The organism is Roseovarius marisflavi (genome assembly GCF_900142625.1).
In the GTDB taxonomy this organism is placed as follows: Bacteria; Pseudomonadota; Alphaproteobacteria; order Rhodobacterales; family Rhodobacteraceae; genus Roseovarius; species Roseovarius marisflavi.
Window position 1 is genome coordinate 1 of the sequence record NZ_FRBN01000006.1, and the last position, 25,882, is coordinate 25,882.

Annotated in this window: 22 protein-coding genes and 1 tRNA gene; 11 read left to right on the forward strand and 12 right to left on the reverse strand. The window is 59.5% G+C overall.

Annotated features, from left to right (window positions below; all coding sequences use genetic code 11):
• Positions 1-476: 476 nt before the first annotated feature.
• The 3 genes from BUB78_RS07335 to BUB78_RS07345 are packed head-to-tail and all read right to left on the reverse strand — an operon-like array spanning position 477 to position 5,939.
• Complete coding sequence (locus tag BUB78_RS07335; RefSeq protein ID WP_073196636.1) at positions 477-2,228, reverse strand: Mur ligase family protein; 1,752 nt, start codon at positions 2,226-2,228, stop codon at positions 477-479.
• Between the two features lie 15 nt (positions 2,229-2,243).
• A complete protein-coding gene (cphA, locus tag BUB78_RS07340; RefSeq protein WP_073196638.1) occupies positions 2,244-5,045 on the reverse strand; it encodes a cyanophycin synthetase in 2,802 nt (933 codons plus the stop codon).
• A gap of 45 nt (positions 5,046-5,090) precedes the next feature.
• The gene (locus tag BUB78_RS07345; RefSeq protein ID WP_220083992.1) at positions 5,091-5,939 is read right to left on the reverse strand and encodes a cyanophycinase; all 849 of its coding nucleotides are present in this window, start codon (positions 5,937-5,939) and stop codon (positions 5,091-5,093) included.
• Between the two features lie 878 nt (positions 5,940-6,817).
• Between BUB78_RS07345 and BUB78_RS07350 the strand changes: the two genes are divergently transcribed.
• Positions 6,818-7,048, forward strand: a complete 231-nt coding sequence (locus BUB78_RS07350; protein WP_084732797.1) for a helix-turn-helix domain-containing protein — start codon at positions 6,818-6,820, stop codon at positions 7,046-7,048.
• A 207-nt stretch (positions 7,049-7,255) separates the two neighbouring features.
• On the opposite strand, the gene BUB78_RS07355 is transcribed toward BUB78_RS07350, so the two are convergent.
• The 5 genes from BUB78_RS07355 to pyk all read right to left on the reverse strand — a co-directional run bounded on the left by BUB78_RS07355 (position 7,256) and on the right by pyk (position 10,094).
• Positions 7,256-7,329, reverse strand: a tRNA-Gly gene (locus BUB78_RS07355).
• 339 nt (positions 7,330-7,668) lie between these two features.
• Positions 7,669-8,034: a 50S ribosomal protein L20 gene (rplT, locus tag BUB78_RS07360; protein ID WP_073196642.1), complete on the reverse strand. Its 366-nt coding sequence runs from the start codon at positions 8,032-8,034 to the stop codon at positions 7,669-7,671.
• 14 nt (positions 8,035-8,048) lie between these two features.
• Positions 8,049-8,249 (reverse strand): 50S ribosomal protein L35, encoded by a 201-nt coding sequence (rpmI, locus tag BUB78_RS07365; RefSeq protein ID WP_073196644.1) that lies wholly within the window; start codon positions 8,247-8,249, stop codon positions 8,049-8,051.
• A gap of 132 nt (positions 8,250-8,381) precedes the next feature.
• On the reverse strand, positions 8,382-8,606 hold the full coding sequence (locus tag BUB78_RS07370) for a hypothetical protein (RefSeq protein ID WP_073196645.1): 225 nt from the start codon (positions 8,604-8,606) through the stop codon (positions 8,382-8,384).
• A gap of 42 nt (positions 8,607-8,648) precedes the next feature.
• On the reverse strand, positions 8,649-10,094 hold the full coding sequence (gene pyk, locus BUB78_RS07375) for a pyruvate kinase (RefSeq protein ID WP_073196647.1): 1,446 nt from the start codon (positions 10,092-10,094) through the stop codon (positions 8,649-8,651).
• Between the two features lie 128 nt (positions 10,095-10,222).
• Between pyk and BUB78_RS07380 the strand changes: the two genes are divergently transcribed.
• From BUB78_RS07380 to BUB78_RS07400, 5 genes are all read left to right on the forward strand, one after another.
• On the forward strand, positions 10,223-10,963 hold the full coding sequence (locus tag BUB78_RS07380; RefSeq protein ID WP_073196649.1) for an N-formylglutamate amidohydrolase: 741 nt from the start codon (positions 10,223-10,225) through the stop codon (positions 10,961-10,963).
• Between the two features lie 63 nt (positions 10,964-11,026).
• Positions 11,027-11,341 carry a DUF1244 domain-containing protein gene (locus BUB78_RS07385; protein WP_073196651.1) on the forward strand — a complete coding sequence of 105 codons (315 nt, stop codon included), beginning with the start codon at positions 11,027-11,029 and terminating at the stop codon, positions 11,339-11,341.
• Positions 11,342-11,415: 74 nt separating this feature from the next.
• Positions 11,416-12,126: a glutathione S-transferase family protein gene (locus tag BUB78_RS07390; protein ID WP_073196653.1), complete on the forward strand. Its 711-nt coding sequence runs from the start codon at positions 11,416-11,418 to the stop codon at positions 12,124-12,126.
• The gene (locus BUB78_RS07395) at positions 12,126-13,499 is read left to right on the forward strand and encodes an L-serine ammonia-lyase (protein ID WP_073196654.1); all 1,374 of its coding nucleotides are present in this window, start codon (positions 12,126-12,128) and stop codon (positions 13,497-13,499) included. Before BUB78_RS07390 ends, BUB78_RS07395 begins: the two co-directional genes overlap by 1 nt.
• Before the next feature lie 9 nt (positions 13,500-13,508).
• On the forward strand, positions 13,509-14,429 hold the full coding sequence (locus tag BUB78_RS07400; protein ID WP_073196656.1) for a DMT family transporter: 921 nt from the start codon (positions 13,509-13,511) through the stop codon (positions 14,427-14,429).
• Here the strand turns inward: BUB78_RS07400 and arsC are convergent.
• Genes arsC through BUB78_RS07415 form a run of 3 tightly spaced genes read right to left on the reverse strand, consistent with a single transcriptional unit; the run spans position 14,426 to position 16,157 of the window.
• The gene (arsC, locus tag BUB78_RS07405) at positions 14,426-14,767 is read right to left on the reverse strand and encodes an arsenate reductase (glutaredoxin) (RefSeq protein WP_073196658.1); all 342 of its coding nucleotides are present in this window, start codon (positions 14,765-14,767) and stop codon (positions 14,426-14,428) included. The genes BUB78_RS07400 and arsC overlap by 4 nt on opposite strands.
• Positions 14,764-15,822 (reverse strand): quinone-dependent dihydroorotate dehydrogenase, encoded by a 1,059-nt coding sequence (locus BUB78_RS07410; RefSeq protein WP_073196660.1) that lies wholly within the window; start codon positions 15,820-15,822, stop codon positions 14,764-14,766. The genes arsC and BUB78_RS07410 overlap by 4 nt, the downstream gene beginning before the upstream one ends.
• Positions 15,819-16,157, reverse strand: coding sequence for a DUF952 domain-containing protein (locus BUB78_RS07415; RefSeq protein WP_073196925.1), 339 nt, complete (start codon positions 16,155-16,157; stop codon positions 15,819-15,821). The genes BUB78_RS07410 and BUB78_RS07415 overlap by 4 nt, the downstream gene beginning before the upstream one ends.
• Positions 16,158-16,265: 108 nt before the next feature.
• Here BUB78_RS07415 and BUB78_RS07420 point away from each other — a divergent pair, with 108 nt between their 5' ends.
• The 4 genes from BUB78_RS07420 to BUB78_RS07435 all read left to right on the forward strand — a co-directional run bounded on the left by BUB78_RS07420 (position 16,266) and on the right by BUB78_RS07435 (position 22,836).
• Positions 16,266-16,901 (forward strand): (d)CMP kinase, encoded by a 636-nt coding sequence (locus BUB78_RS07420; RefSeq protein ID WP_073196927.1) that lies wholly within the window; start codon positions 16,266-16,268, stop codon positions 16,899-16,901.
• A gap of 225 nt (positions 16,902-17,126) precedes the next feature.
• Complete coding sequence (gene rpsA, locus BUB78_RS07425) at positions 17,127-18,878, forward strand: 30S ribosomal protein S1 (protein ID WP_281248848.1); 1,752 nt, start codon at positions 17,127-17,129, stop codon at positions 18,876-18,878.
• A 147-nt stretch (positions 18,879-19,025) separates the two neighbouring features.
• Entirely contained in the window at positions 19,026-21,092 is a 2,067-nt protein-coding gene (locus tag BUB78_RS07430; RefSeq protein WP_073196662.1) for a hydantoinase/oxoprolinase family protein, read from the forward strand.
• Positions 21,082-22,836 carry a hydantoinase B/oxoprolinase family protein gene (locus BUB78_RS07435; protein WP_073196664.1) on the forward strand — a complete coding sequence of 585 codons (1,755 nt, stop codon included), beginning with the start codon at positions 21,082-21,084 and terminating at the stop codon, positions 22,834-22,836. Before BUB78_RS07430 ends, BUB78_RS07435 begins: the two co-directional genes overlap by 11 nt.
• 77 nt (positions 22,837-22,913) lie before the next feature.
• Here BUB78_RS07435 and glmM read toward each other — a convergent pair whose 3' ends face one another.
• Positions 22,914-24,254, reverse strand: a complete 1,341-nt coding sequence (glmM, locus tag BUB78_RS07440; RefSeq protein WP_073196666.1) for a phosphoglucosamine mutase — start codon at positions 24,252-24,254, stop codon at positions 22,914-22,916.
• 189 nt (positions 24,255-24,443) lie between these two features.
• Here glmM and BUB78_RS07445 point away from each other — a divergent pair, with 189 nt between their 5' ends.
• Positions 24,444-25,790, forward strand: coding sequence for a UDP-glucose dehydrogenase family protein (locus BUB78_RS07445; protein ID WP_073196668.1), 1,347 nt, complete (start codon positions 24,444-24,446; stop codon positions 25,788-25,790).
• Positions 25,791-25,882 lie beyond the last annotated feature (92 nt).

The window sequence follows — 25,882 nt, forward strand, 5'->3', positions numbered from 1 at the left end:
ACAACGAGTTAGCAAGACCCGCGAGATGATGGTGCATAAGTCTGCCGTCAAAACCAAGACACCCCGCCGAATGTCCCGGGCGCAATTGCCCGCTAAGCTGTAAGGGACTTGGTTTGCAGAACCCATCAGGGCCAGCGGTCAAAACCGCGCAAACAGGCCGGACACATGACTGCTTCTGACAAATGCACAAATCTGATCAAAAATGTCTTGCTATGCAGGAGCCATCCACACAGGACATTCGCTGTGAACGCAAAAAAGGACCTACTGCAAATGGAAAGCAGACTTTCGTTGCGATCCACACATCGGGCGCTAGGATCGAGCAGCATGCCAGATGACTGAACCATCTAGAGAATCGCCAATGAGAGCTAGGCCGAATGCAGGAAACAGCAAAAATTGACTGCACGGCTGCCTGACCCAGTCGCTTAATGGCCACATGCATTAAATTCATAAACTTGACGCCATTAGACTTCTTCGAGTTACTTTTTTGGTAGGGGTTCTCTCAAAGCTTCGAATACAGCCTCGCGATCAGACAGCACAAGCAAAAGAACCAAGTCATCGGGTTGGATTTGTTCAAGTACAAATTTTGCACCGGCAGAAGGTGAACTGGCGGAGAAAACTTGTTTATCAGAGAAACCAGCGGCGACTGCCGAAGTCTTGATGAGGTTTGGTATTTCACCAAGCATCCGGCCGCGCAGAAAGTCAGAAATCTCTGCAGCGACGATGAGGTCAGGTCGAAATTGAAGTGCAGTCGCAGTGACCTCATGGATGACTTGATCAGAGTGGTCACCAGGTTGGCTTAGCATCAGAAAACGCCGTTTCGCAGGCATCGTTTCCATCGTATCGCAAACCGACGCGATCGAGTGGGCATTGTGGGCAAAATCAACGATCACGCGCGCCCCGTTGAAGGTAAATTCGTTAAATCTTCCAGGGTTGTTTTGGGGGTCGGACACAAAAGTGGACAGCCCTGTTTTGATATCCTCGCCCGAAATGCCTAAAGCCGCGCAAGCACACATCGCCGCGAGCGCATTGCGCGTGTTATGCTTTGCGGCACCCGATAGAGTTATCGGTACATCCTTTAATGCGATCTGCCACGTCTCGTTGGTATCTGTCTCATAAACCAGTGTGCCTTCTTGGTTATATGCACAAGGTAGGGAAAGGGCCTGCGCATGGGTAATCTGGGGCGAGGCCGCATAAAGAGAAAACCAGCAGATGGTCGCCGAGATGTTTTTGGAAGCATCTACAATATTTGGGTCATCTGCATTCAAGACCAGAACGTCATCCGCAGACAAGGCGCGCGCGACCGCAAATTTGGTCTGCGCCAAATCCTCCAATGTCGTAATCCCGTACTCGCCCAAGTGATCATTGGCTATATTTGTGACAACAGCCACACGGGCACGTCTTGACGCCAAACCGCGGCGCAAGATGCCGCCGCGCGCTATTTCCAGACAGGCGATCTCAACACGGTTGTCGCGCAACGCCATGCGTGCGCCTGCAGGCCCCGAGTAATCTCCGCGATCAAGGATATCGTCGCCGACCTGCACCACATCAGTTGATGTCTGTCCAACGACATGTCCTGCCAAGCGCGCAATTGCTGCGCAAAGACGGGTCGTGGTCGTTTTCCCGTTGGTACCTGTGATGAATGCCAGCGGAACGTCATGGAGATCCGACCACGCTACCTCTTGTGGTTTGGGAACGTTACCGATGCTCCAAGTCCGAGATCCGGTCCCATGGCCAATCGAAATTTCGTCGTCATCAATGAGGATATCGATATCATGGGCCATCGCGGCATCGACCAAGTCCATCAGGGCTGGGTTTTCTTCCTTTGCCCCGACCGCCTTTAGATCATTGATCATAAGGTCAAAAGCCTGCGGCGCGACACTCAAAAGGTCGGCCGCGCAGCAATGCCATGCTGTTTGGACGGCGAAGACGGCGGTGTATAGTTGATCTTGCGGTGCCGATATCGCCAGTGTGGCTCCACCACGGAACAGACGGAAACCTACCCTTTCCGCTTGCCAATCCAGCGCATCCAACACGCGGCGTGCATGGTTTTGCCAAAGCGACACGAGATGCTGTCCATCGATGCCTTCGAAATGGACATCCACGACAGCACCAGTCCGGTCCCACAGCATGCCCGGTCCGGTCAGCCGTCTTACAGGATCGAGGCGTATATGATCAGCTTGCGCCCAATGGATATCAAGTGCGTCCTCTAGGTTTTCAAGATGGTTCATTCTGCGACCTTCCAATCAATCGCCGTCTTCTACGTCGTCGCGTGCCAGTCTTACACCTCGTTCATCGCGGACCATGCTAAAGTCACTGTCGCCGAGGTCCTCAAGAGGTGACGCTACAACGATACTTGCTGATTTGGCTGCCAACTGGGCGCCTTGATCCGGGACGTTGAAGTATATGATCTGCTTCCAGCAACGCGGACTGTTGTCGCCGAAAATGATAACAAGATCATCCGTTTGCGCCATCTCGAGACTGGCGGCAACGGCATCTTCTTCATTTGGAACGACGGAAATCTGATCTTCGGCCACGCCGTGCGATATCAATGCTGCTTTGAACAAAAGGGGTATCTCACCATGGCCACGCTTTCGTCTGTTGTCGTCAGCCTTGCAGATGAAATAATCAAAATGGCCAGCAAGTGTACCCGCCGCATCAACCACATCACTATCCCGACGGTCGCCCGGTATTGAAACCACAACAATCCGCTTGCCTTTGACGTCCAGTCGGTCGGCAAGACCTGCCATCGCACTCATGGCGGCAGGGTTATGACCGTAGTCGAGGATTACCTTGAAGGGGTGTTCATCAAACACGTTCATACGACCAGGTGCTTGGAAATAGCTGGTGTCAAAGGTGCGCAGGCCATGGCGGATATTGTCCAGATCGACATCAAAGCTATAAGCCATAGCCGCGGCAAACATCGCGTTTTGCACGTTATGGATTGCCTTACCTTCAAGGGTTGCCGGGATCAAATGCGACCAAAGGACAGGCATGTGCAGGCCGTTGTCGTAGAGCGTCAGCATATCGCCACTCATGCCCGGCTCCAACACAATCGCCTTGCCCCCGGCCTTGATATGTTCTTTCACAAGCTCATGGCTCGGGTTCACGGTGACATAGCAGATAGACTCCACATCAGCATAATCGGCCATCTTCAGGCAGTTGATGTCATCTGCGTTCAGCACAACGGTTTTTGTCGCGCTTTCAACAACCACGCGCTTGACGACCGCCAATTGCTCTACGGTCTCAATACCGCCAACGCCAATGTGGTCTGCGGTGACGTTCAAACATGCTGCAACGTCAGAATGTTGGTAGCCAAGTCCACTGCGCACAAGTCCGCCGCGGGCGGTTTCCATGACGGCAAAGTCAACGGTCGGATCTCGCAATACCATTTGCGCAGAGTGCGGCCCCGTCATGTCGCCTTTGACGCTTAACTTGCCATCAACATAGACACCATCGGTCGATGTCATACCCACAACCTTGCCACTGGTTTTCATAATATGGGCCAACATACGCGACGTTGTCGTCTTGCCGTTCGTACCCGTTATCGCCGCGATCGGAATACGGCATTTCTGCCCCTGCGGGAAAAGCATATTGATCACATCGCCGGCAACATCTCGCGACTTACCTTCAGATGGTGACACATGCATTCGAAAGCCGGGGGCTGCGTTTATTTCGACAATAGCGCCACCGATCTCCTTATATGACTGGGCAATATTATCGATCAGAAAATCAACGCCGCCGACGTCTAGACCCACCGCCATGATCGCGCGCTCCGCCATATCGCGGTTATCTGGGTGGACGACGTCGGTCAGGTCAATCGCCGTTCCGCCTGTGGACAGATTGGCCGTTGAACGCAGGTAAAACACTTCCCCATCTGGCAAAACGGTTTCGACAGTGTGCCCCGCATCCGCGATCAAGCGTTTGGCTTGATTGTCGATTTCCAGCATGGTCAGCACTTTTTGATGCCCAATACCACGACGAGGGTCCAAGTTTACGACATCAATCAATTCAGCAATTGAATGCTTTCCGTCACCGATTACATGACCCGGCACACGCTTAGCTACGGCGACCAATTTGTTGTTCACAACCAGCATCCGGTGATCAAAGCCGGTTACAAAACTTTCGACCAGTATCGCGGCGCTTTTGGAATGAAGCTCTGCCTCGGCAAAACCCGCTTCGACGTCTGCGTCTTTGGTCAGGTTGATCGAAACACCACGCCCATGATTGGCATCCAGAGGTTTGACCACAACAGGAAAGCCAATCTTTTGCGCCGCCTGAACCGCCTCACTTGCGCTATAAACAATGCGCTGTTGTGGCACTGGCAGGCCAAGATCGTTCAACAAATTATGCGTGTCTTCTTTGTCGCAGGAAATTTCCACTGCGATGTGTTTAGTCTGCGACGTGATAGTCGCCTGAATACGTTGTTGATACTTTCCGTGGCCAAATTGAACGAGCGAATTTTCATTCAACCTGATCCAAGGGATGTCGCGATCCTGAGCCGCATTTACCAAGGCCCCTGTCGAAGGACCAAACTCTTTGCGTTGGGCATGCAACACAAAGCGGCGTAGTTCTGCATCCCAGTCAAACGCGGCGTCGCAGGCGTAGTCGATTTGGTCTTGCAGCGAATTTGGAAGAAGATGCATCAAAAGCCGCAGGGCAAGCTCGCCTGCTGCTAATCCGACATCACGTTGCCGGTAGGCATAGACCATGTTGTAGTGTCCAAGTTTACCGGTGCTACGCGTCCGCCCGAAAGTGACGTCTGTGCCTGCAACATTCTGTACTTCAATGGCACAGTGCTCCAGAATATGGCCCATCCACGTGCCTTCATCTTCGCGCAAACGACGCAAAAAACCCCCAGCCTCGCCATACGAACACCCATGATCCAAAAGACCCGGCAAAGCAGCAACGAGCCCCTCGACAAATTCGGACCCGATTTTCGCAGAAGGCCATTCCTCCAATACTCCCAGATCTATGACGTGACGAATTACAGGAAAACTTGCCCAGACATTTGGACCGACAAAGACATTGGTTGAGACTATTTTCAAATGGTGACCTCATTGAGTGATTGTGTTTTGCGCATGCGGGTCATTTTACGTGTCGGTGTCACTGCCAGACGACAGGCCCAAAAACTGCGGTGGTGGATACCCGACGCGCGCCTTGAGATCATAGCGGCAGCCTTCTCCCAAGACGTCGAGACGAAGTCCGATCAGGCTCAGCGCCTCTCCGGGTTTTGCATCCCACATTGACGAATGCGTTAATTTACTGGCGTCAACGACAGTGACGGTCCCACTTCCAACAACCTCCAAGACGTTGTCGGGTCCGATAAAGGCGGCGGTGTCTTCGTCGATACCAAGACCGATCAGAAAAGGGTTGAACGATGACGCAGTTAGCAGCCGACCAAGCCGATTTCGCTGGGTGAAATGTTGATCGATGATGACTGCATTTGTGAGGCCAATGCCCGGGGCCAATGTAACAGTCCCCTCGGCAGGGGACTCGTTGCCCTGACCTCCCGCCACCATATGCTCTGACATAATTGATGCGCCAGCAGACGTGCCGGCGACAGGAACACCCGCTGCATTCTGTCGCCTGATCTTGGTCACCAAAAGCGTCCCACCCAGAATGGCTGACAGCCGCAATTGGTTTCCACCGGTAATGAAGATGCCCGTGGCTCTATCCAACATCTCAAAAAACGTGGGGTTATCACAATCCAGACGGCGCGTAATTGGCAGGTATTCAACTTTTCCAGCCCCAAGGCTAGAGAAGATGCGATTGTAGTCTTCACCAGTCTCGCTAAGCATGGATGCCGTTGGGATCACGACAATGTACGCGTCGGCCCCTCCCGACAGCTCTACGAATTTGCTGTGAATCTGCATTTCCTTAACGCGGTCTTCACCGCCACCGATCGGGATAATGAATCCGCGGCCATTTTCATCGGTCAACGTCGTTGCGCACATATAACGGAATCATCCCTGAGTATGAATATTTGGGCCCAGTTTCGCGCCCGTATTGGCACACCATAGGGCATAGCTCTGACAATGGTAACTGAACAAAGTCGTCTGGCGTCGACCATTCTTGAACTTAGGGTATAAAAGCGCCATTGGCCGCACCCGGTTGGCAAAAAAGATGTCGCAATAGCAGCTGCTTGAGCCCAGAATGAACAGCAAGGTCGGGTTTCGAACTGGGCTTGCCGATTAGGGTAAGCAAAAATATCGTCCGCATCCCACAAGTAGTCTGCCGTCTTCGATCGATATTATGGACTGATCAGTATTGGCGTAGCTTTAGTCATGACACCAAGGCCCTGGTCGCCGCAGTGTCAGCGACATGCGAACAGCAGTCATGATGAGTGATTGTCCGGTCTGGGAAAGCAAATTAGCAATGAGGATTGATGTATTGAACGACCGGTTTGGGCCGTGAGTGACATAGGCGCCACCCGCGGCACAAGGGGCGGATTCGCAACGAAATTCTTGAGCGTGGGAACGTAGATAAAACTCCCGTGCGATCACCGGGCCGTCCGGGCGTTAGGCAAGCTATCGAAGACTCGTTCCATGCTCTCAATGACGCAGGCAGGATCGATCCAAAGGCAAGCCAAATGTCGCATTACCCAAAGGTCCGGGACTGGCTCGAAAGAAACCGGCCCGATCTAGAAGTGTCGCCAGCACAAATGTCTGGCAAAACAGTAAACAAACATTTTTCACGCCTTTTCAATGAATTGAAGAAAACCCACGATCTATAAATTATTTCGTCTTTTAGAGATATTTTTGGAGATTAGAAATTGAGCCAAGTCTGGAGCATCAGCTATCCACAAGGGAGTAAACAGATGCTGACGCCAGAACGCGCAAACGACAACAACAAGCCCACCGTCGATTATCTCGACGGGTTTATCGACGAGACACAAGCCGCAGACTTCCTCTGCCAGAGCGTGCGCACGCTGCAGAAATGGCTCGTGTCGGGTTTCGGACCGCATTTCTACAAGCCGGGCCGGTCGGTGCGCTATCGCCGCCGCGATCTCCTGGTTTGGGTCGAGAGCTGTCAGGGCACGCAGAGGTGAACTGAAAGGTTTTCGAATTGAACATGTCCAAAGACTAAGCCTCGTTATTTGTATTGTGGCAAAGCTTTAGGAGGCTAAGATACGTTGCCTAAGGTGGCGAGAGCCGAACGCAGAGTTTTAAGTATTTTGATGATGGCGGGCTTTTGGGCTGGTTGAATTGTCGGCCTCCAAAAATGTTATTTAAAAACAGTTTATTGTAACATTTTTTGGAGCGGGTAACGGGAATCGAACCCGTAACTGAAGCTTGGGAAGCTTTCGTGATACCTTTTCACCATACCCGCATCTGAGCCGGTGAAATATGGGTTTGCAGGGGCGCGGTCAAGGGCCGATGCATGAGGGCGGCGATTCCGTATTGCAGTACGCGCGTGGGTTTCACCCACCCTCCGGGTTCGGTTGAGGGGTGTGCCAGATCATGGTGCCGCCTACCCGGCCCGGCACACGCGTGTCGCATCATTGTGTAAGGGGCGGTGCGTATGGGAGAAGTCGCTGCCCGGCGGCGCGGTGCGCCATGATTCCGGGCGTAGGGTGGGTGAAACCCACGCTGGCACAGCGCGACAAAGGAAAACGCCGCCGACCCAAGGACCAGCGGCGTTTCATGTCGTCCCTCGCAGGCGACTGGCTTATTTTGCCAGTGCGGTCTGCGCCTGTGCCACGATCGCGCCGAAAGCGGCGGGCTCGTGAACGGCCAGATCGGCCAGAACCTTACGGTCCACTTCGACACCAGCCAGCGACAGGCCGTTGATGAAGCGCGAATATGTCAGCGCCTCGTCGTGGCTGCGCACAGCGGCGTTGATCCGCTGGATCCACAGCGCGCGGAAATTGCGCTTGCGGTTCTTGCGGTCGCGTGTGGCGTATTGGTTGGCCTTGTCGACGGCCTGCGCGGCCACCTTGAAGGTATTCTTGCGGCGGCCATAGTACCCTTTGGCTGCCTTGATGACTTTCTTGTGACGGGCGTGGGTAACTACCCCACTTTTAACGCGTGACATTGATCATATCCTCCTTAGCGCGCGTAGGGCATCATTGGCTTGATGATACCTTCATCAGCCTTTGACAGCGTTGTCGTACCGCGAGCGTTACGAAGGAATTTGTTGCTGCGTTTGATCATGCCGTGGCGCTTGCCTGCCTGACCGGCAACAACGCGACCACTGGCCGTCACTTTGAACCGCTTTTTGCAGCTCGATTTGGTCTTCATCTTGGGCATTTCCGGCTCCTCTTAGATCGGACGGTATAGGCGCGACTCGGCATGCCACTTTCGGCCGGTCGCGCATTGAGAGGCGCCGTATACGCGCCTCATAGTGAAATCGCAAGGGGTCTTGGCGCGGTTTGATCCGCTTCAGGTCAGATAGCGCGCGATCACCCGGACAAGAACGTTGGGAAGGTCGCTAAAGTCATAACCGCCGGGCTTGTTGGACAGGGCCCACACAATAAGAACGCCAGAGGCGATCATGGCAAAGGCGGCCACGCGTGGCGCGCGCCCGTCCGAGATGGCCGACATGATCGACGGGACGGTAAACACGCCAAGCACAACGCCAATCGCCATAGCTAGATCAGGATCCATTCGTCAACTCCGGAACACACATAAAGGTAAAACTATGCGAGTTTAGCCCGGATCTGTCGCGTAAATCAAACTTTCCTGACAGGGCGCAACCCTTAGGATGTTGGTTGATCCCGGCACGTTGAACGGCACGCCTGCAATCACCACGATCTGATCGGTTTCTTCTGTGTAGCCTTGCGCGCATGCGGCGCGCGCCGCGTTGATCACCGCAAGCTTGAACCGCGTCAGCTCGCCGGTCATGACGCAGTTTACCCCCCAGGTCAGGGCAAGTCGGCGCGCGGTGTCGCGCAGGCTCGTCAAGGCAATGATCGGCACGCGCGGGCGTTCGCGCGCTGTTAAAAGTGCGGTGGTGCCCGATTGGGTGTAACAGCAGATCGCCTCGATATCGGTGGTTTCGGCAATTTCGCGGGCGGCGGCGACGATCGCGTCGGCGACGGTCTGTCGGTCGGCGCGCCGACTTGCCTCAATCACCTCGCGATAGGTCGGATCGCTTTCCACCTCGATGGCGACGTTGTTCATGGTGCTGACCGCCTCGACTGGGTAATCGCCCGCCGCCGATTCCGCTGAAAGCATGATCGCATCCGCGCCCTCGTAGATCGCGGTTGCCACGTCCGAGACCTCGGCGCGGGTTGGCATTGGCGATTCGATCATCGATTCGAGCATCTGCGTCGCCACGATCACCGGCTTGGCCACCGCGCGACAGCGCCGCACAAGGCGTTTCTGGATCGGCGGTACGTTCTGCACCGGAAGCTCGACCCCAAGATCGCCGCGGGCCACCATGATCCCGTCGCTGACCGCGAGGATATCGTCAAAGCATTTCACGGCGGCAGGTTTCTCGATCTTCGACATGATCGCCGTCCGGCCCTTTGTCAGGGTGCGCGCCTCGTTCACATCCTCTGGGCGCTGAACAAAGCTTAGCGCAAGCCAGTCAACGCCAAGCTCGCAGGCAAATTCAAGATCGGCGCGGTCCTTTTCCGACAGGGCCGCCAGCGGCAACACCACATCGGGTACATTGACGCCCTTGCGATTCGCGATCGTACCGCCGGCCACCACGATGCAATTGGCAAAATCCTTGCCGCAATCGGTCACTTTCAGGCGGATTTTGCCATCGTTGACCAAAAGGTTCGCGCCCGGCTCGAGCGCCGCGAAAATCTCGGGATGCGGCAGGCAGACGCGGGTCGCGCTGCCCTCGGTCTTGTCGAGGTCAAGCCGGAACGCTGCGCCCTCTTCAAGCTCTTCCTCGCCATTGGCAAAGACACCGACCCGCAATTTCGGCCCCTGAAGGTCAGCCAGAATGGCAATCGGGCTATCGAGTTCTTCTTCGATCTGGCGAATGATGCGATGGCGTTCGGCGATCTCTTCATGGGCACCATGGCTCATGTTGAGGCGAAACACATCTGCGCCGGCCTCATGCAGGGCGCGGATCGTCTTGTAATCCGACGATGCTGGGCCGAGGGTGGCTACGATCTTTACGTTGCGGTGGCGTCTCATGTGTCTATCCTCATCTCTTCGCGGCGCGCGGAGAATGTTATCGCTAACAAAATTCTTGCTCGCCTTATTGCGCAATTCACATCCTGTCGCAACTGTCCTAGAGGAAGTTCAGAGGAAAAACCAACCCGATGATGTATCAGCCATATGACATAGAAGGGGCCACACGCCCGGGCCGCTGGCTTGTGACCTGCGATCACGCCACCAATATCGTGCCGCCGTTTGTGAATGGTGGCTCGCTAGGGCTTATGGATGAGGATATGAACCGCCATATCGCCTATGACGTGGGGGCGGCGGGTGTATCGCGTGCGCTTGCGGCGGCGCTTGACGGGCCTGTGATCCTGTCCAACTTTTCGCGCCTCGTGATTGATCCCAACCGGGGCGAGGATGACCCGACCCTGTTGATGAAGCTTTATGACGGCACGATTATTCCCGGCAACCGCCACGCCGGGCCGGAGGCGCTGCAAGAGCGGCTGAACAAGTGCCACCGTCCCTACCATACCGCCCTTTCCGAATTGGCGGCGCGGCGTCAGGACACGGTGATCGCGTCGATCCACAGCTTTACCCCGCAGCTGAAATCAGGCCCGCCCAGGCCCTGGCATCTCGGCGTGCTTTATGCGGCGGATACGCGGCTGGCGCGGCCGATGCTGGCGCGGCTGCACGCCGAAACCGATCTTTGCGTCGGTGAGAACGAACCCTACGGCGGCCATTTGCCCGGCGATGCGATCGCGCGCCATGCAATTGCCCATGAGCGGCCCAATATCCTGATCGAGCTGCGCAACGATCTGATCGAAACACCGGCACAACAGGCGGCCTGGGCGGCCCGGCTTGCGCCGATCCTGCAAGAGGTTCTGGCCGAGACCGGCCTGTGACGCCCGCCCCTTGCGCCGCGCCCCCTGCCATCACATCTTGACCCCAGACCAAGGAGACACGCCATGGATGACCAAACCCGGATCGAGCTTGAAGCCGCTGCCTTTCGCGCCCTGCGCCATCACCTTATGGAAAAGCGCACCGATGTGCAGAATATCGACATGATGAATCTGACCGGCTTTTGCCGCAACTGCCTGTCACGCTGGTATCAGGAGGCCGCCAATGAGCGCGGCATCGAGATGACCAAGGACGAAGCGCGCGAGATTTATTACGGCATGCCCTATGACGACTGGAAAGTCCGGTGCCAGACCGAGGCCAGCCCCGACAAACAGGCCGCCTTCAAGACCGCCTTTGCCGAAAACGTTGGCGACAAGAGCTAGACACAGCTGATCTTTCATCTTTCTTCAAATACTCATCCGCGCCGTTGCCCCCGGATGCGCGCCAGAGGCTTGCCATGACAGAGACCTATCGCCTGCACTACGCGCCCGACAATGCCTCGCTGATCATTCGTCTCGCGCTTGAAGAGCTGGGCCTGCCCTATTCCTGCGTTCTGGTTGATCGCGCTGCGGCGGCGCATAAAACGCCCGCCTATCTGGCTCTGAACCCGAACGGGTTGATTCCGGTCCTGGAAACGTCCGAGGGGGTGATGTTTGAAACCGGCGCGATCCTGCTCTGGCTGGCGGATCGGCATGGGCGCCTTGCCCCGCCGATACAAAGCCCGGAGCGGGGTGATTTCCTGAAATGGCTGTTCTTTCTGGCCAATACCCTGCACCCGGCGCTTCGGATGACGTTTTACCCGTCCCAATATGTCGGCGAAGACCAAAGTGCGCAGGAAAAGCTGCGCCGCCATATGCAGGGTGAGATTGCCCGCCACCTTGACACGCTTGAGGGACTGGCCGCCTCCGACCCTGCGTTGTTGTGCGCGCCTGAAATGTCGGCGCTTGATCTTTATCTGGGGCCGCTTTTGCGCTGGATGGTGTTTTATCCGGCACCGCAGGGGGGCACTGACTGGTTTTCGATCAAGAAATGGTCGCGCCTGCATGATATGGTGACGCGACTTGAGAGTCGCGGTTGTGTTATTGCTGCAATAAGGGCCGAAGGTCTGGGCAAGACGCCCTTTAGCGCCCCCATATATGCCACGCCACCAGAAGGTAGTGCCACCTGATGTTTCTTTCGGTTTTCGACATGTTCAAAGTGGGCATCGGCCCGTCCTCGTCGCATACGATGGGGCCAATGGTGGCCGCGGCGCGGTTTCTGGACAAGATGCGCGCGGCGCCGTTTCACTATGGCGGATTGCGCGGTTCGCTGCACGGCTCGCTTGCGTTTACCGGCGTGGGCCATGCTTCTGACCGGGCCACCATTCTGGGGCTGGCCGGGTTTTTGCCCGACACCTATGACCACGAAAAGGCCGAGGCCGCGCTCGAGCAGATTCGCGAGACCGAGACCGTGACGCCACCGGGCCTGCCCGAGCTCAAATTTCATCCCAAGGAAGACCTGATTTTTGATTTCGGTCCCAATCTGCCGGGTCATGCCAATGGTATGATCCTGATGGCGACCGATGCGCAGGGCGACGTAATCCTGCAGGAAACCTATTATTCCATCGGCGGCGGTTTCGTGATGACCGAGGCCGAGCTTGCCGCCGGCAAGAACACCGACGAGGGCGATCCTGTGCCCTATCCGTTCAAATCCGCCGCCGAGATGCTTGAGATGGCCGAGACCAGCGGCAAGACCATCGCGCAGATGAAAAAGGCCAACGAGATCGCGCGCGGCGGGCCGGAAAACCTGCGCTCGGGCGTGGCGCGGATCTGGCAGGTGATGGATGATTGCATCGAACGCGGCCTTAGCACCGATGGCATCCTGCCCGGTGGCCTGAACGTCAAACGCCGTGCCAAGGGCATTCGCGATGCGCTGATCGACGAGCGCGGCACCAACCTGAATGCGCCGCATAAGATCAACGACTGGATGAGCGCCTATGCTATGGCGGTGAACGAGGAAAACGCCGCCGGCGGACAGGTCGTGACCGCCCCCACCAACGGCGCGGCCGGCGTTGTGCCCTCGGTGATCAAATACTGGCTCGAGCATGTGCCGGGCGCCAGCGAGGACCGGATCGAGGATTTCCTTCTGACCGCCGCCGCGATTGGCGGGCTGGTCAAGTTCAACGCCTCGATTTCGGGTGCCGAAGCGGGATGTCAGGCCGAGGTCGGCTCGGCCGCGGCGATGGGCGCGGCGGGGCTATGTGCCGTGCTGGGCGGCACGCCCGAACAGATCGAAAACGCGGCGGAAATCGCGCTTGAGCATCACCTCGGCATGACCTGCGATCCGGTAAAGGGCCTTGTTCAGGTGCCCTGCATCGAGCGTAACGGTCTGGGCGCGATCAAGGCGGTCTCCGCGGCCTCGCTGGCGCTGCGCGGGGATGGCACGCATCTTGTGCCGCTGGATGCCTGCATCGAGACCATGCGCCAGACCGGCGCCGACATGAGTGAGAAATACAAGGAAACCTCGCTTGGCGGTCTCGCTGTCAATGTGCCGAACTGCTGATCGCGCTTGATGGATAATCCGGGCCGGACCTCTTTGGGCATCCTGCTGATGGTGGGCTTTGCCATCATCGCGCCGATGATGGATGCCTGCGCCAAGCTGATCGGCGATGCCTTGGCGGTGGGGCAGGTGGCGGCGACCCGTTTTGCCGTGCAGGTGGCGCTTTTGATGCCCCTGGCGGCGTTGGCGGGGTGGCTGCATCGGCCGCGCTTGGGCGAACTCGGGCTTCATCTGGTGCGCTCTGGCTTGATGCTTGTCGCGACGGGATGCTTTTTCACGGCGCTCAGGGCGATGCCGATTGCCGATGCCATCGCGATCTTTTTCGTCGAACCGTTCATCCTGACCATCCTTGGCGGGCTCTTGCTGGGCGAGCCGATTGGCCCGCGCCGCTATATCGCCTGCGCCATTGGCTTTGTCGGGGCGATGATGATTATCCGCCCCAGTTTTCAGGATGTCGGAGCGGTGGCCCTCTTGCCCTTGGTGACCGCCGGGTGTTTTGCGGTCTACATGATTCTGACGCGCAAGATGGCGACGCGGATGCATCCGATCACCCTACAGGCCTATACCGGGATTGCGGCGCTGGGTCTGGCCTTGCCGGTGCTCTGGATATTCAACGGCTCGGGCGTCGACCCGCTTGATCCTTCCTGGCCGGAGGCGCGAGAGTTGCGCCTTTTGATGATCCTCGGGCTGTTTGCCACCCTTAGCCATGTCTGCATCAGCTATGCGCTGTCGTTTGCGTCGGCCTCTTTGCTCGCCCCGCTGCAATACCTCGAGATCGTGGCGGCGACCGTGCTTGGGTTCTACATCTTTGACGACCTGCCCGACGGTACAAGCTTTGCCGGGATCGCGCTGATCGTCGCCTCGGGGCTTTTCGTGTTCCTGCGCGAACGCCATCTGGGGCGGCGTCCGCGCCGCCCGGTGCCGCCGGTCTAGATCAGGTCGAGCACCTGTTCAGGCGGGCGGCCAATGACGGCTCGTGTCGCGGTGATCGCAATGGGCCGCTCGATCAGGATGGGATTGTCGGCCATGGCCGACAAAAGCGTCTCGGCGTCGCTGTCGCGGGTAAGGCCAAGCTCTTTGAAACGCGCCTCACCGGGGCGCATCATGTCGATCACATCCCCGCCCAAGAGAGCCTGCACACGCCGGAGTTCGGCGAGGTCCGGGGCATCCTCAAGATAACGACGCAGGCTAAGGCGCGCGCCCGCCTCTTGCAAAAGGGCAAGCGCGGCGCGCGATTTTGAACAGCGTGGATTGTGCCAGAGCGTGATCACAGCCAGTCACCCCGCTTGCTGCCAACCGCCTCTGCGACAGTGGCAAACCCATCCTTGGCAAGCAGGGCATCAAGCCCCTGTGCTATCTCGCCCGCCAGCGACAGGCCCTGATAGACCAGTGCCGAATATAGCTGAACCGCGCTCGCCCCGGCGCAAATCTTGGCATAAGCTTGGTCCGCGCTGGCGATGCCGCCGACCCCGATCAGGGGCATTTCGCCGCCTGTCAGCTGTGACAGACGCGCCAGAACGCGGGTGGATTTCTCAAACAGCGGCTGGCCAGAAAGCCCGCCCGCCTGATCCTTCTCCGGGCTTTTCAGCCCGTCTCGCGACAGCGTCGTGTTGGTGGCGATGATCCCGTTCAGCCCGGAGGCGCGCGCCACATCGGCAATCTCGGAAAGCTCGCTGTCGTTAAGGTCCGGCGCGATCTTGAGAAAGATCGGGATCGGATTGGGCAGCCAGTCGCGGGTTTCCATCACCCCCTTGAGAAGCGCCGAGAGCGCTTCGGCCCCTTGCAGATCGCGCAGCTTTTCGGTGTTCGGGCTTGAGACATTGACCGTGGCAAAATCCAGATGCGTGCCGCAATGGCCGAGCACGCGGGCGAAATCTTCGGCGCGGTCATCACTGTCCTTGTTGGCGCCAAGGTTAAGGCCGATCACCGCATCCTTGGGGCGCGTCGCCAGACGTGCGGCGGCGGCCTCCATCCCGAGGTTGTTAAAGCCGAAACGGTTGATCACCGCGCGGTCTTCGCTCAGGCGGAACAGGCGCGGGCGTGGGTTGCCCGGCTGCGGGCGGGGGGTGACGGCACCGACCTCGATAAATCCGAAACCCGCACGCGAGAGCGGGCTGAGGGCCTCGGCGTTCTTGTCAAACCCTGCGGCCAGTCCCACCGGGTTGGGCAGGGTAAGCCCCGCAACATCGGTCCTGAGCCGCGCCGAGGTGACCGGGCCGGGCTGGGGCGCAAGCCCCAGGCGCAGCGCCTTGAGCGCAAGGCCATGCGCGGTTTCCGGATCACACCGGTGCAGGGCCGCAAGGCCGATCCGCTCCAGCGGTGTCATGCGAGGCCTGCGGGAAACTGATGCGCGCCGCCCACCAGCGGCAGCGGCTGCGCCCAGGCCACATCGCTGAGCCGTAAATTACGGTAAAGATGCGGAAACAGAGCCCCGCCGCGCGATTCTTCCCACCTTAGGTCATCGCCAAGCCGGTCCACCTCGATCGCCACAAGCATCAAGCCGTCTTCGTCGGCGAAATGTTTCGCGGCGGTTTCAGGCGCCTGTTCAATCGTCGAGAAATGCACAAAGCCATCGGCCACATCCACCGGCGCGCCGGGCGTTTCGCCCCTGGCGCGCAGGTCGGCCCACTCGGGGGCACGGAAAATCTTGTAAATCTGCATGGCCGTGGTGATGCCTTGCCAATCCATCCGGGTCAAGCGTCAAGCGATGCTTGAGCCTTTGGCGGCAATCGGCTAGCTAGGTGGCCCGGGAAAAAGAGGATGGCACCGATGGCCTTTACCATTGCGATAGACGGGCCTGCCGCGGCGGGCAAAGGCACGATTGGCCGGGCCGTGGCGGCGCATTTCGGCTTTGCCCATCTTGATACCGGGCTTTTGTACCGCGCGACGGGGCGGCGGATGGTGCAGGGGCTTGATGCGGTCGAGGCCGCGCAAAGCCTTCAGGCGAGCGACCTTGAGGCCGATGATCTGCGCACCCCCGAGGTGGGACAGGCCGCCAGCCGCGTCGCCGCCATCCCCGAGGTGCGCGCCGCGCTGGTGGATTTTCAGCGCGCCTTTGCGCGGCGTTCCGGCGGGGCCGTGCTTGACGGGCGCGACATCGGCACGGTGATCTGCCCGGATGCCGAGGTCAAGCTCTACGTAACCGCAGGCGATGACGAGCGCGCGCGCCGCCGCCACAAGGAGCTGTGCGAAAAGGGGCACGAGGTGACCGTTGAAGAGGTGCTTGACGACCTGCGCACCCGCGACGCGCGCGACAGCGCCCGCGCCACCGCGCCCCTGAAGCCCGCCGATGACGCGATCCTGCTCGATACCTCGGCGATGTCGATCGAGGCCGCCGTTCAGGCCGCGATTGATCTAGTCACCAAAGGTCTGGCCACGGCTGGGCAAACCGATCACCCGCAATAATACGGACAGGCATGGGGAATAGATGCCCCTGGTGTTTCTGCTCAGCATTCTCTCTTGCGTTTTGGGGTGCCGGTGCAACGGTATTTAACGACAGGAATGGCTTGATTATCGCTCTGCCAGGCGCTATAGACGCCTCGTCGAGAAGGTGGAAACCACCGCACTACATTGAGATTGAGCAGGGTCGGGACAACCGGCCCTCTTTGTTTTGCGTTTCGCCTTTGACCAATGAAGCACCAAGACCTGCGGAGACAACCGCGCGGCCAGAAAAATTTTGTAAAGGAAACCAGAGACCACATGGCTCAGAACACAACGATGGAGGAATTCGAAGCCCTCCTGAACGAAAGCTTCGAAATGGACACGCCCGACGAAGGGTCCGTTGTCAAAGGTAAGGTCATCGCAATCGAAGCGGGCCAGGCCATCATCGACGTAGGCTACAAGATGGAAGGTCGCGTCGATCTTAAAGAATTCGCAAATCCCGGTGAAGCCCCCGAAATCGCCGTTGGCGACGAGGTAGAAGTCTTCCTGCGCTCGGCCGAAAACTCGCGTGGCGAAGCCGTCATTTCGCGTGAAATGGCCCGCCGTGAAGAAGCCTGGGATCGTCTTGAAAAAGCCTATGCCGACGAAGAGCGCGTTGAAGGCGCGATCTTTGGCCGTGTCAAAGGTGGCTTTACTGTTGATCTGGGCGGCGCTGTTGCGTTCCTTCCCGGCTCTCAGGTTGATGTGCGTCCCGTGCGCGATGCCGGCCCGCTGATGGGTCTGAAACAGCCCTTCCAGATCCTGAAAATGGATCGTCGCCGTGGCAACATCGTTGTATCGCGTCGCGCCATTCTGGAAGAAAGCCGCGCCGAACAGCGCGCCGAAGTCATTGGCAACCTGACCGAAGGTCAGAATGTCGAGGGCGTGGTCAAGAACATCACCGAATACGGTGCGTTCGTTGATCTGGGCGGTGTTGACGGCCTGCTGCACGTGACCGACATGGCATGGCGCCGTGTGAACCACCCCAGCGAGATCCTTGCCATTGGCGAGACCGTCAAGGTTCAGGTCATTAAGATCAACAAGGAAACTCACCGCATCAGCCTTGGTATGAAGCAGTTGCAGGAAGATCCGTGGGATCTGGTTGCTGCCAAGTATCCGCTGGAATCGGTGCACACCGGCCGCGTGACCAACATCACCGATTACGGTGCATTTGTTGAGCTCGAGCCCGGCGTTGAGGGTCTTGTTCACGTCTCGGAAATGTCCTGGACCAAGAAGAACGTACATCCCGGCAAGATCGTTTCGACGAGCCAGGAAGTCGAAGTCATGGTTCTGGAAATCGACAGCGCCAAGCGCCGCGTCAGCCTTGGTCTCAAGCAGACCATGCGCAACCCGTGGGAAGTGTTTGCAGAAACACACCCCGAGGGCACCGAGGTCGAAGGCGAAGTCAAGAACATCACCGAATTCGGTCTGTTCATTGGCCTCGAAGGCGAGATCGACGGCATGGTTCACCTTTCGGACCTGAGCTGGGACGAGCGTGGCGAGGAAGCCATCCAGAACTATCGCAAAGGCGACATGGTTCAGGCGGTTGTGTCGGAAGTCGATATCGAGAAAGAGCGTATTTCGCTGTCGATCAAAGCGCTTGGCGGTGACAAGTTCGCCGAAGCCGTTGGCGGCGTGAAGCGTGGCTCGATCATCACCGTGACCGTCACCGCGATCGAAGATGGCGGGATCGAAGTGGAATATGAGGGCATGAAGTCCTTTATCCGCCGCTCTGACCTGTCGCGTGACCGTGCCGAACAGCGCCCCGAGCGTTTCTCGGTCGGTGACAAGATCGACGCCCGCGTGACCAACGTTGACAGCAAGACCCGTCGTCTTGGCCTGTCGATCAAGGCACGCGAGATTGCCGAAGAAAAAGAAGCAGTCGAACAGTATGGCTCGTCCGATTCGGGCGCCTCGCTGGGCGATATTCTTGGCGCGGCTCTCAAGGCCGACAAAGACTAAGGCCCAGCGGCTTTGGTCAGAGATTGAACGGCCCCGCCTTCACTGGCGGGGCCGTTTTTCTTTGCGGACCCGGCGCATCGGGCCAAGCGCGTTGACTTTTCTCCATCGCTCGCCAAGCTGGGGCAAAAGCGGGGCAAAGGCGGGCAGATGGACAAGCGGCAAACAGGGCAGGTGGCCGGGATCGACGTCGGCGGCACCTTCACGGACCTCGTGCAGCTTGATGCAAAAACCGGCAGCGTGCGCTTGGCCAAGGTGCCAAGCACCACCGACAATCAGGCCCATGGCGTGATCGAGGCGCTCGCCGCCGCAGACTGTGATCTGGCCAGTCTTGACCTGATCGTGCATGGCACGACGACCACCACCAACGCCGTGCTTGAACGCAAGCTGAGCCGCACCGGATTGATCACCACCGCGGGCTTTCGCGATGTGCTTGAACTGGGCCGTCGCACCCGGCCACAGCCCTATGGCATGACCGGGCATTTCACCCCCATCATCCCACGCGATCTGCGCCTTGAGGTGGCTGAGCGTGTTGATGCCAGCGGCGCGGTCGTGACCCCGCTCGACGAGGCGGCGGTTCTGGCCACCGGGCAACAGTTGCTCGATCAGGGCTGTATCTCTGTGGTGGTGCATTTCCTACACGCCTATGCCAATCCCGATCATGAGCGTCGCGCTGCCGAAATTCTGGCCACGATCTGGCCCAATGACCACATCACCATGGGCCATGCGATCCTGTCGGAAAGCCGAGAGTTCGAGCGCGGCGTGACGGCGGCGGTCAATGCCAGCGTCCAGCCCATCCTTGCGCGTTACCTGACCCGGCTCACGAATGAGTTGGCGGCAGGGGGCTATGCCCGCGACGTGCTGGTGATGAACGGCAATGGCGGCATGGTGTCGGCGCGCACCGTTGCGCGCGAGGCGGCCAAGACGGTGATGTCGGGCCCGGCCTCTGGCGTGATGGCGGCGGCCTATACCGGGCGGCTGGCGGGGATGGAGAACCTGATCACCTATGACATGGGCGGCACCTCGACCGATGTGGCGCTGATCCGGGGGGCGGAACCCGCCGTGTCGAACGAGATCGAGATCGAATATGCCATGCCGATTCATGTGCCGATGGTTGATGTGCGCACCGTGGGCGCGGGCGGCGGATCAATCGCGCGCGTGAATGCCGCCGGTCTGCTTGAGGTCGGTCCCGAGAGTGCCGGCGCACAGCCCGGCCCGATCTGTTACGGGCGCGGCGGCAGCGAGCCGACGATTTCGGATGCCAGCCTGATCCTCGGGCGGCTTAATCCGGCGCAGCTTGCCAAGACCGGGGCGATTGCCCCCGATGCGGTGGCGCGGGTCTTCGCGGCCCGCCTTGGCGATCCCCTGGGCCTTGACGTAACCGCCGCCGCCGAGGCGGTGATCCGCATTGCCAATACAAAGATGGCCGGGGCCATTCGCATGGTGTCACTGTCGCTTGGGGCCGATCCGCGCGATTTCGCGCTGTTTGCCTTTGGCGGGGCGGGGCCCTTGCATGCCGCCGCCCTGGCGCGCGAGTTGGGCCTGCCGCGCGTACTTGTGCCCGCGCGCCCCGGTATCACCAATGCCATCGGCTGTGTCGTGGCCGATCTGCGACATGATTTCGTGCGCACCCTGAACACGCCGCTTGATGCCCTCCCAAAGGGCGCCTTGGCCGAGGTTTTTGCCACGCAGGCCGCCGAGGGGGACCGGTTGATCGACCGCGAAACCATTGCGCTCAGCGGGCGGCGCTATCTCTATTCGGTCGATATGCAGTTTATCGGCCAGACGCATTTGCTCCGGGTCGATCTGCCGGGGCCTTCGGTGGACAATGCGACGCTTCATGCGCTGTTCGAGGCGGCCTATTTCAACCGCTTCCGGGTCAGGCTTGCCGACATCCGCGCCAACCTTGTCAACGCCAATTGCTCGGTCATCGGCGCGCGCGCGCCGCTTGATCTGTCGACGCTGATCGACCCGTCGGGCCGCCGCGCCACCTTGGACGAGGCCGAAATTGGGCGGCGACCTGTCTATTTTAACGGCGACTGGCAGAATGTGGCGATCTATTGGCGCGATCACCTGCCGCTGGCGTTTCAGATGCCCGGCCCTGCGGTGATCGAGCAGATGGACACCACCACCCTGATCGAGCCGGGCGATGTGGCCACCGGCGACGCGCATGGCAATATCATCATTCATATCGGGGGGCTCTGTCATGACGCTTGATCCGATCACCCTGTCGGTCATTCAGGCCGGATTGCAGCAGGTCTGCGACGAGATGGATCTCGCGTTTTCGCGCGCCGCCTTTTCGCCGGTGATCGCCGAGGCGAATGACCGCTCTGACGGGATTTATGACGCCGCTGACGGCGCGTTGATCGCCCAGGGGGTGGGCGGGTTGCCGGTCTTTGTCGGCACCATGCAATATTCCACCCGTACCCTGATCGCGATGATCAAGGAGGGCCGCGCCGGTGCGCCGGAACCGGGCGATATCTATATCGTCAACGACCCTTACCTTGGCGGCACGCATCTCATGGATGTGCGGTTTGCGCGGCCCTATTACCGCGATGGCGCGCTGTTTTGCTGGCTCAGCAATACCGGGCACTGGCCCGATACGGGCGGTGCTGTGCCGGGCGGGTTCTCGGCCTCGGCCACATCGGTCGAACAAGAGGGGCTGCGCCTGCCGCCGGTCAAGCTGTTCAAGCGCGGGGTGATGGACGCCGAGATTTACGCCATCATCTGCTCCAACATCCGTGTTGCCGATCAGAGGATTGGTGATGTCACGGCGCAGGCGGCGGCGCTTGATCTCGGCGCGGCGCGGCTTGATGCGCTTTTGGATCGCTATGGCGATGATGTGGTCGCGGCGGCGATTGCCGAATTGCGCAGCCGCGCAGCGGCGCAGATGCGCAGCTTTATTGACGATATCGGCCCCGGCCCGCACCGTGCAACCGCCTATGTCGACAGCGACGGCGTGGTGAACGAACCGCTTGAAATCTGCCTGAGCGTGACCCGCGAGGGCGAGAATCTGCTGTTTGATTTCACCGGCTCAAGCGCGCCCTGCCGGGGGCCGATGAATTCGGTGCGCGCCACGACGCTTAGCTCGGTTTACCTGGCGATGCGCCATATCTTCCCCGAGGTCCCGATAAGTGCCGGCGCGTTCGAGCCACTGCGCGTGACGGGGATCGAGGGCACCTTTCTGGACGCGCGTTATCCGCGTCCGGTGTCGGGCTGTGCCGCCGAAGTCAGCCAGCGGATCGCCGAGGCGGTCTTTGCCGCGCTTGTGACCGCCTTGCCGGGGCGGGTGACCGCCGCCCCCGCCGGCACAAGCGGCAATTTCGCGCTTGGCGGGCATGACCCCGATAAGTGCCGCGATTTCGTGATGTATCAGCTGTCTGGTGGCGGCTATGGCGGCTCTGTCATGGGCGACGGGCTTAGCAATGGCTGCTCGACGATCGGTATCTCCAAGGCGCCGCCGGTCGAGGTGATGGAACAGGCCTTTCCGGTGCTCTATCACCGCTATGCGCTGCGCGAAGGATCGGGCGGGGCGGGAAAGCATCGCGGCGGTTTCGGCCTTGAATACGAGGTGGAATTGCGCCGGGGTGCCGCACAGGCCAGTTTCGTGATGGATCACGGGCGCTTCGGGCCGCAGGGCGCGCTTGGCGGGGCCGATGGTGCGGTGAACGAGGTCACCGTCTGGCAGGCGGGGGTGCCTCATGTGCCGGTGCATCTGTCCAAGGAACAGGATATTCCGCTGGCGCCGGGCGACAGGGTTTGCGTGCGCACCCCCGGTGGTGCCGGGTACGGCGATCCCTTTGCCCGCGATGCATGGGCGGTGGCCGAAGATGTCAGGCTTGGGCGGTATACCCGAGCCGAGGGCGAGGCCTTGTTTGGCGTTGTCTTGACTGGTGCGCCGCATTGGAAAGTGGATGAGAGTGCAACCACCCTGCGGCGGCTGGCGCGGACCGAAACCTAGGCGGCCACTACCCAAAAGGCGGGCCGGGGGCTTCGGTCATGAACCAAGCCCCCGATCCCATTGCAAGATCCGCCCTGTCAGATCGCGGTTTTGACGGCGCTCACGACATCGTTGATCACCCTGTCGAGCACGGCAGGGTCAATCGCCTCGGCCATAACGCGAATAAGCGGCTCGGTTCCGGATTTGCGGATAAGAAGGCGGCCGTCGCGACCGAGATCCTTTTCGGCCTTTGCAATCGCAGTTTGCACAACATCGGTTTCCAGCGGCGCGGTATTGGCGGAATAGCGCAGATTGATCAGCTTTTGGGGAACCGGCTGGAACACGCGGGCAAGCGCGCTTGCCTTTTCGCCGGTTTCCACCATGCAGGCCAGAAATTGCAGGGCACCGATCAGGCCGTCGCCGGTGGTGGCATAATCGGTCATCACGATGTGGCCCGACTGTTCACCACCCAGATTGTGCCCGTCGGCGCGCATCGTCTCAACAACATAACGGTCGCCGACAGCTGTGCGCTTGAGGCCGACGCCTTGCCCCTCAAGATAGCGCTCCAGCCCAAGGTTCGACATGACCGTGGCGACCAGAGTATTGCCCGCAAGCCGCCCGTCTTTCGCCCAACGCCCGGCAATCAGGCCCATGATCTGATCGCCGTCGGCGATGCGGCCGGTCTCGTCGATCAGCACCACTCGATCAGCGTCGCCATCCAGGCAGATGCCGATGTCTGCGCGGGTTTCCACAACCTTGCGCGCCGCCGTTTCCGGGTGGGTCGAGCCGCAATCGAGATTGATGTTGCGCCCGTTGGGATCAACCCCGATGGCAATGACCTCGGCGCCCAATTCCCAGAGGACCTCGGGGGCGGTGCGGTAGGCCGCGCCATTGGCGCAATCCAGAACGATGCGCAGCCCATCCAGACGCTTGCGCTGTGGGAAGGTGGTCTTGGCATATTCAACGTAGCGCCCGCGCGCGTCCTCGATGCGCTTGGCGCGGCCAATGTTTTCGGGGGCGGCCGGGGTAACGCCGGTGTTCAGAAGCTCTTCAATGCCGGCCTCCGCCTCATCGCTGAGCTTGAAGCCGTCGGGGCCAAACAGCTTGATGCCGTTGTCGCTTGCGGGGTTGTGGCTCGCAGAGATCATCACGCCGACATCGGCGCGCATGCTATGGGTGAGATACCCGATCGCGGGGGTGGGCACGGGGCCAAGCAACAGAACGTTCACGCCGGTCGAGGTAAACCCTGCGGTCAGGGCGTATTCGATCATATAGCCCGAAAGCCGCGTATCCTTGCCGATCACGACGCGGTGCTCGTGCTGGTCGCGGCGAAAATAACGCCCCGCCGCGGCGCCAAGCCGAAGCGCCATGTCGGCGGTCATCGGCCACGTGTTGGCGCGTCCGCGCACGCCATCGGTTCCAAAGAGTTTCTGACCCATGAATTCGCTCCTGAGTAATGTGTTGTCGCGTTTGGTGGCCCGGTGCTATTTGTGTCCTCTTACAGCGCCGGGCCGGTGCTGTCCAATGGCTGTGTCGTTGGGCATTCGCCGCATTTGGGATCGTTGACACTCTTGCCGGTGCGCCGCATTACAGGCCAAGATCAGCGATTACAGTCAGGGGTATTGAAGATGAAAATTGCGATGATCGGGACCGGTTATGTCGGGCTTGTGTCCGGGGTTTGTTTTTCGGATTTCGGGCATGATGTGGTCTGCGTTGACAAAGACCCTGACAAGATCGCCATGCTGGAGCGCGGTGAAGTGCCGATTTTCGAGCCGGGCCTTGATACGCTCATGGCCAAGAACGTCGAAGCAGGGCGGCTGACCTTTACCACCGATCTTGCCGCAGCTGTTGACGGCGCCGAGGCGGTTTTCATCGCCGTGGGCACGCCGACGCGGCGCGGTGACGGGCACGCCGATCTGACTTATGTGATGGCCGCCGCCGAAGAAATTGCACATGCGGCAAAGGATTACGTGGTGATCGTCACCAAATCCACCGTGCCCGTCGGCACCAACCGTCAGGTCAAGCAGGTGGTCAAAAAGGCTCGCCCGGACCTTGACTTTGATGTGGCCAGCAACCCCGAGTTCCTGCGCGAAGGGGCGGCGATTGACGATTTCATGAAGCCTGACCGCGTGGTTGTCGGGGTGCAGACAGAGCGCGCCGCCGAGGTGATGGCCGATATCTATCGCCCGCTTTATCTGCGTGAATTCCCGATCCTCACCACCGATCTGGAAAGTGCCGAGATGGTCAAATATGCTGCCAACGCGTTTCTGGCGGTCAAGATCACCTTTATCAACGAGATCGCGGCGCTGTGCGAACGCACCGGCGCGGATGTGAAACAGGTCAGCAAGGGCATCGGTCTTGACGGGCGCATCGGCAATAAATTCCTGCATGCCGGCCCGGGTTATGGCGGCTCCTGCTTTCCCAAGGACACCAAGGCCCTCGCCCGGATCGGGCAGGAACACGGCTTGCCGATGCAGATCACCGAGACGGTGATCAAGGTCAACGAAGAGGTCAAGCGCCGGATGATTGACAAGCTTCTCGATCTCTGCGGCGGAAGCTTTAACGGCAAGGTCATCGCCGTGCTTGGCGTGACCTTCAAGCCCAACACCGACGACATGCGCGACGCGCCCAGCCTGACGATCGTTCCCGCCTTGGTGGGCGCCGGCGCCAAGGTGCGGGTGGCCGATCCTCAGGGTCAGCGCGAAGGTAAGGCGCTTTTGCCCGGTGTGGTCTGGCAGGAAGATCCCTATAAATGCGCGCATAACGCCGATCTTCTGGTGATCCTGACCGAGTGGAACGAGTTTCGCGCGCTCGACCTCAAGCGCATCGCGCGCAAGATGAACGCCCCCCGCATGGCCGATCTGCGCAATATCTATTCTGTTCAGGATGCCAACCGCGCCGGCTTTGACGTCTACGAAAGCATCGGGCGCGCCGGGTTTGAACGCAAGGGGAAGAGTCGTTCTTCAGACCTTTGAGATTGCTGAATCTACCAGCGGCCGCGGGATACTGATGGGGTGAACGTCGATCTCCGACACGAGGCGCTGTTCCCGATGCTGACGTCGATGCC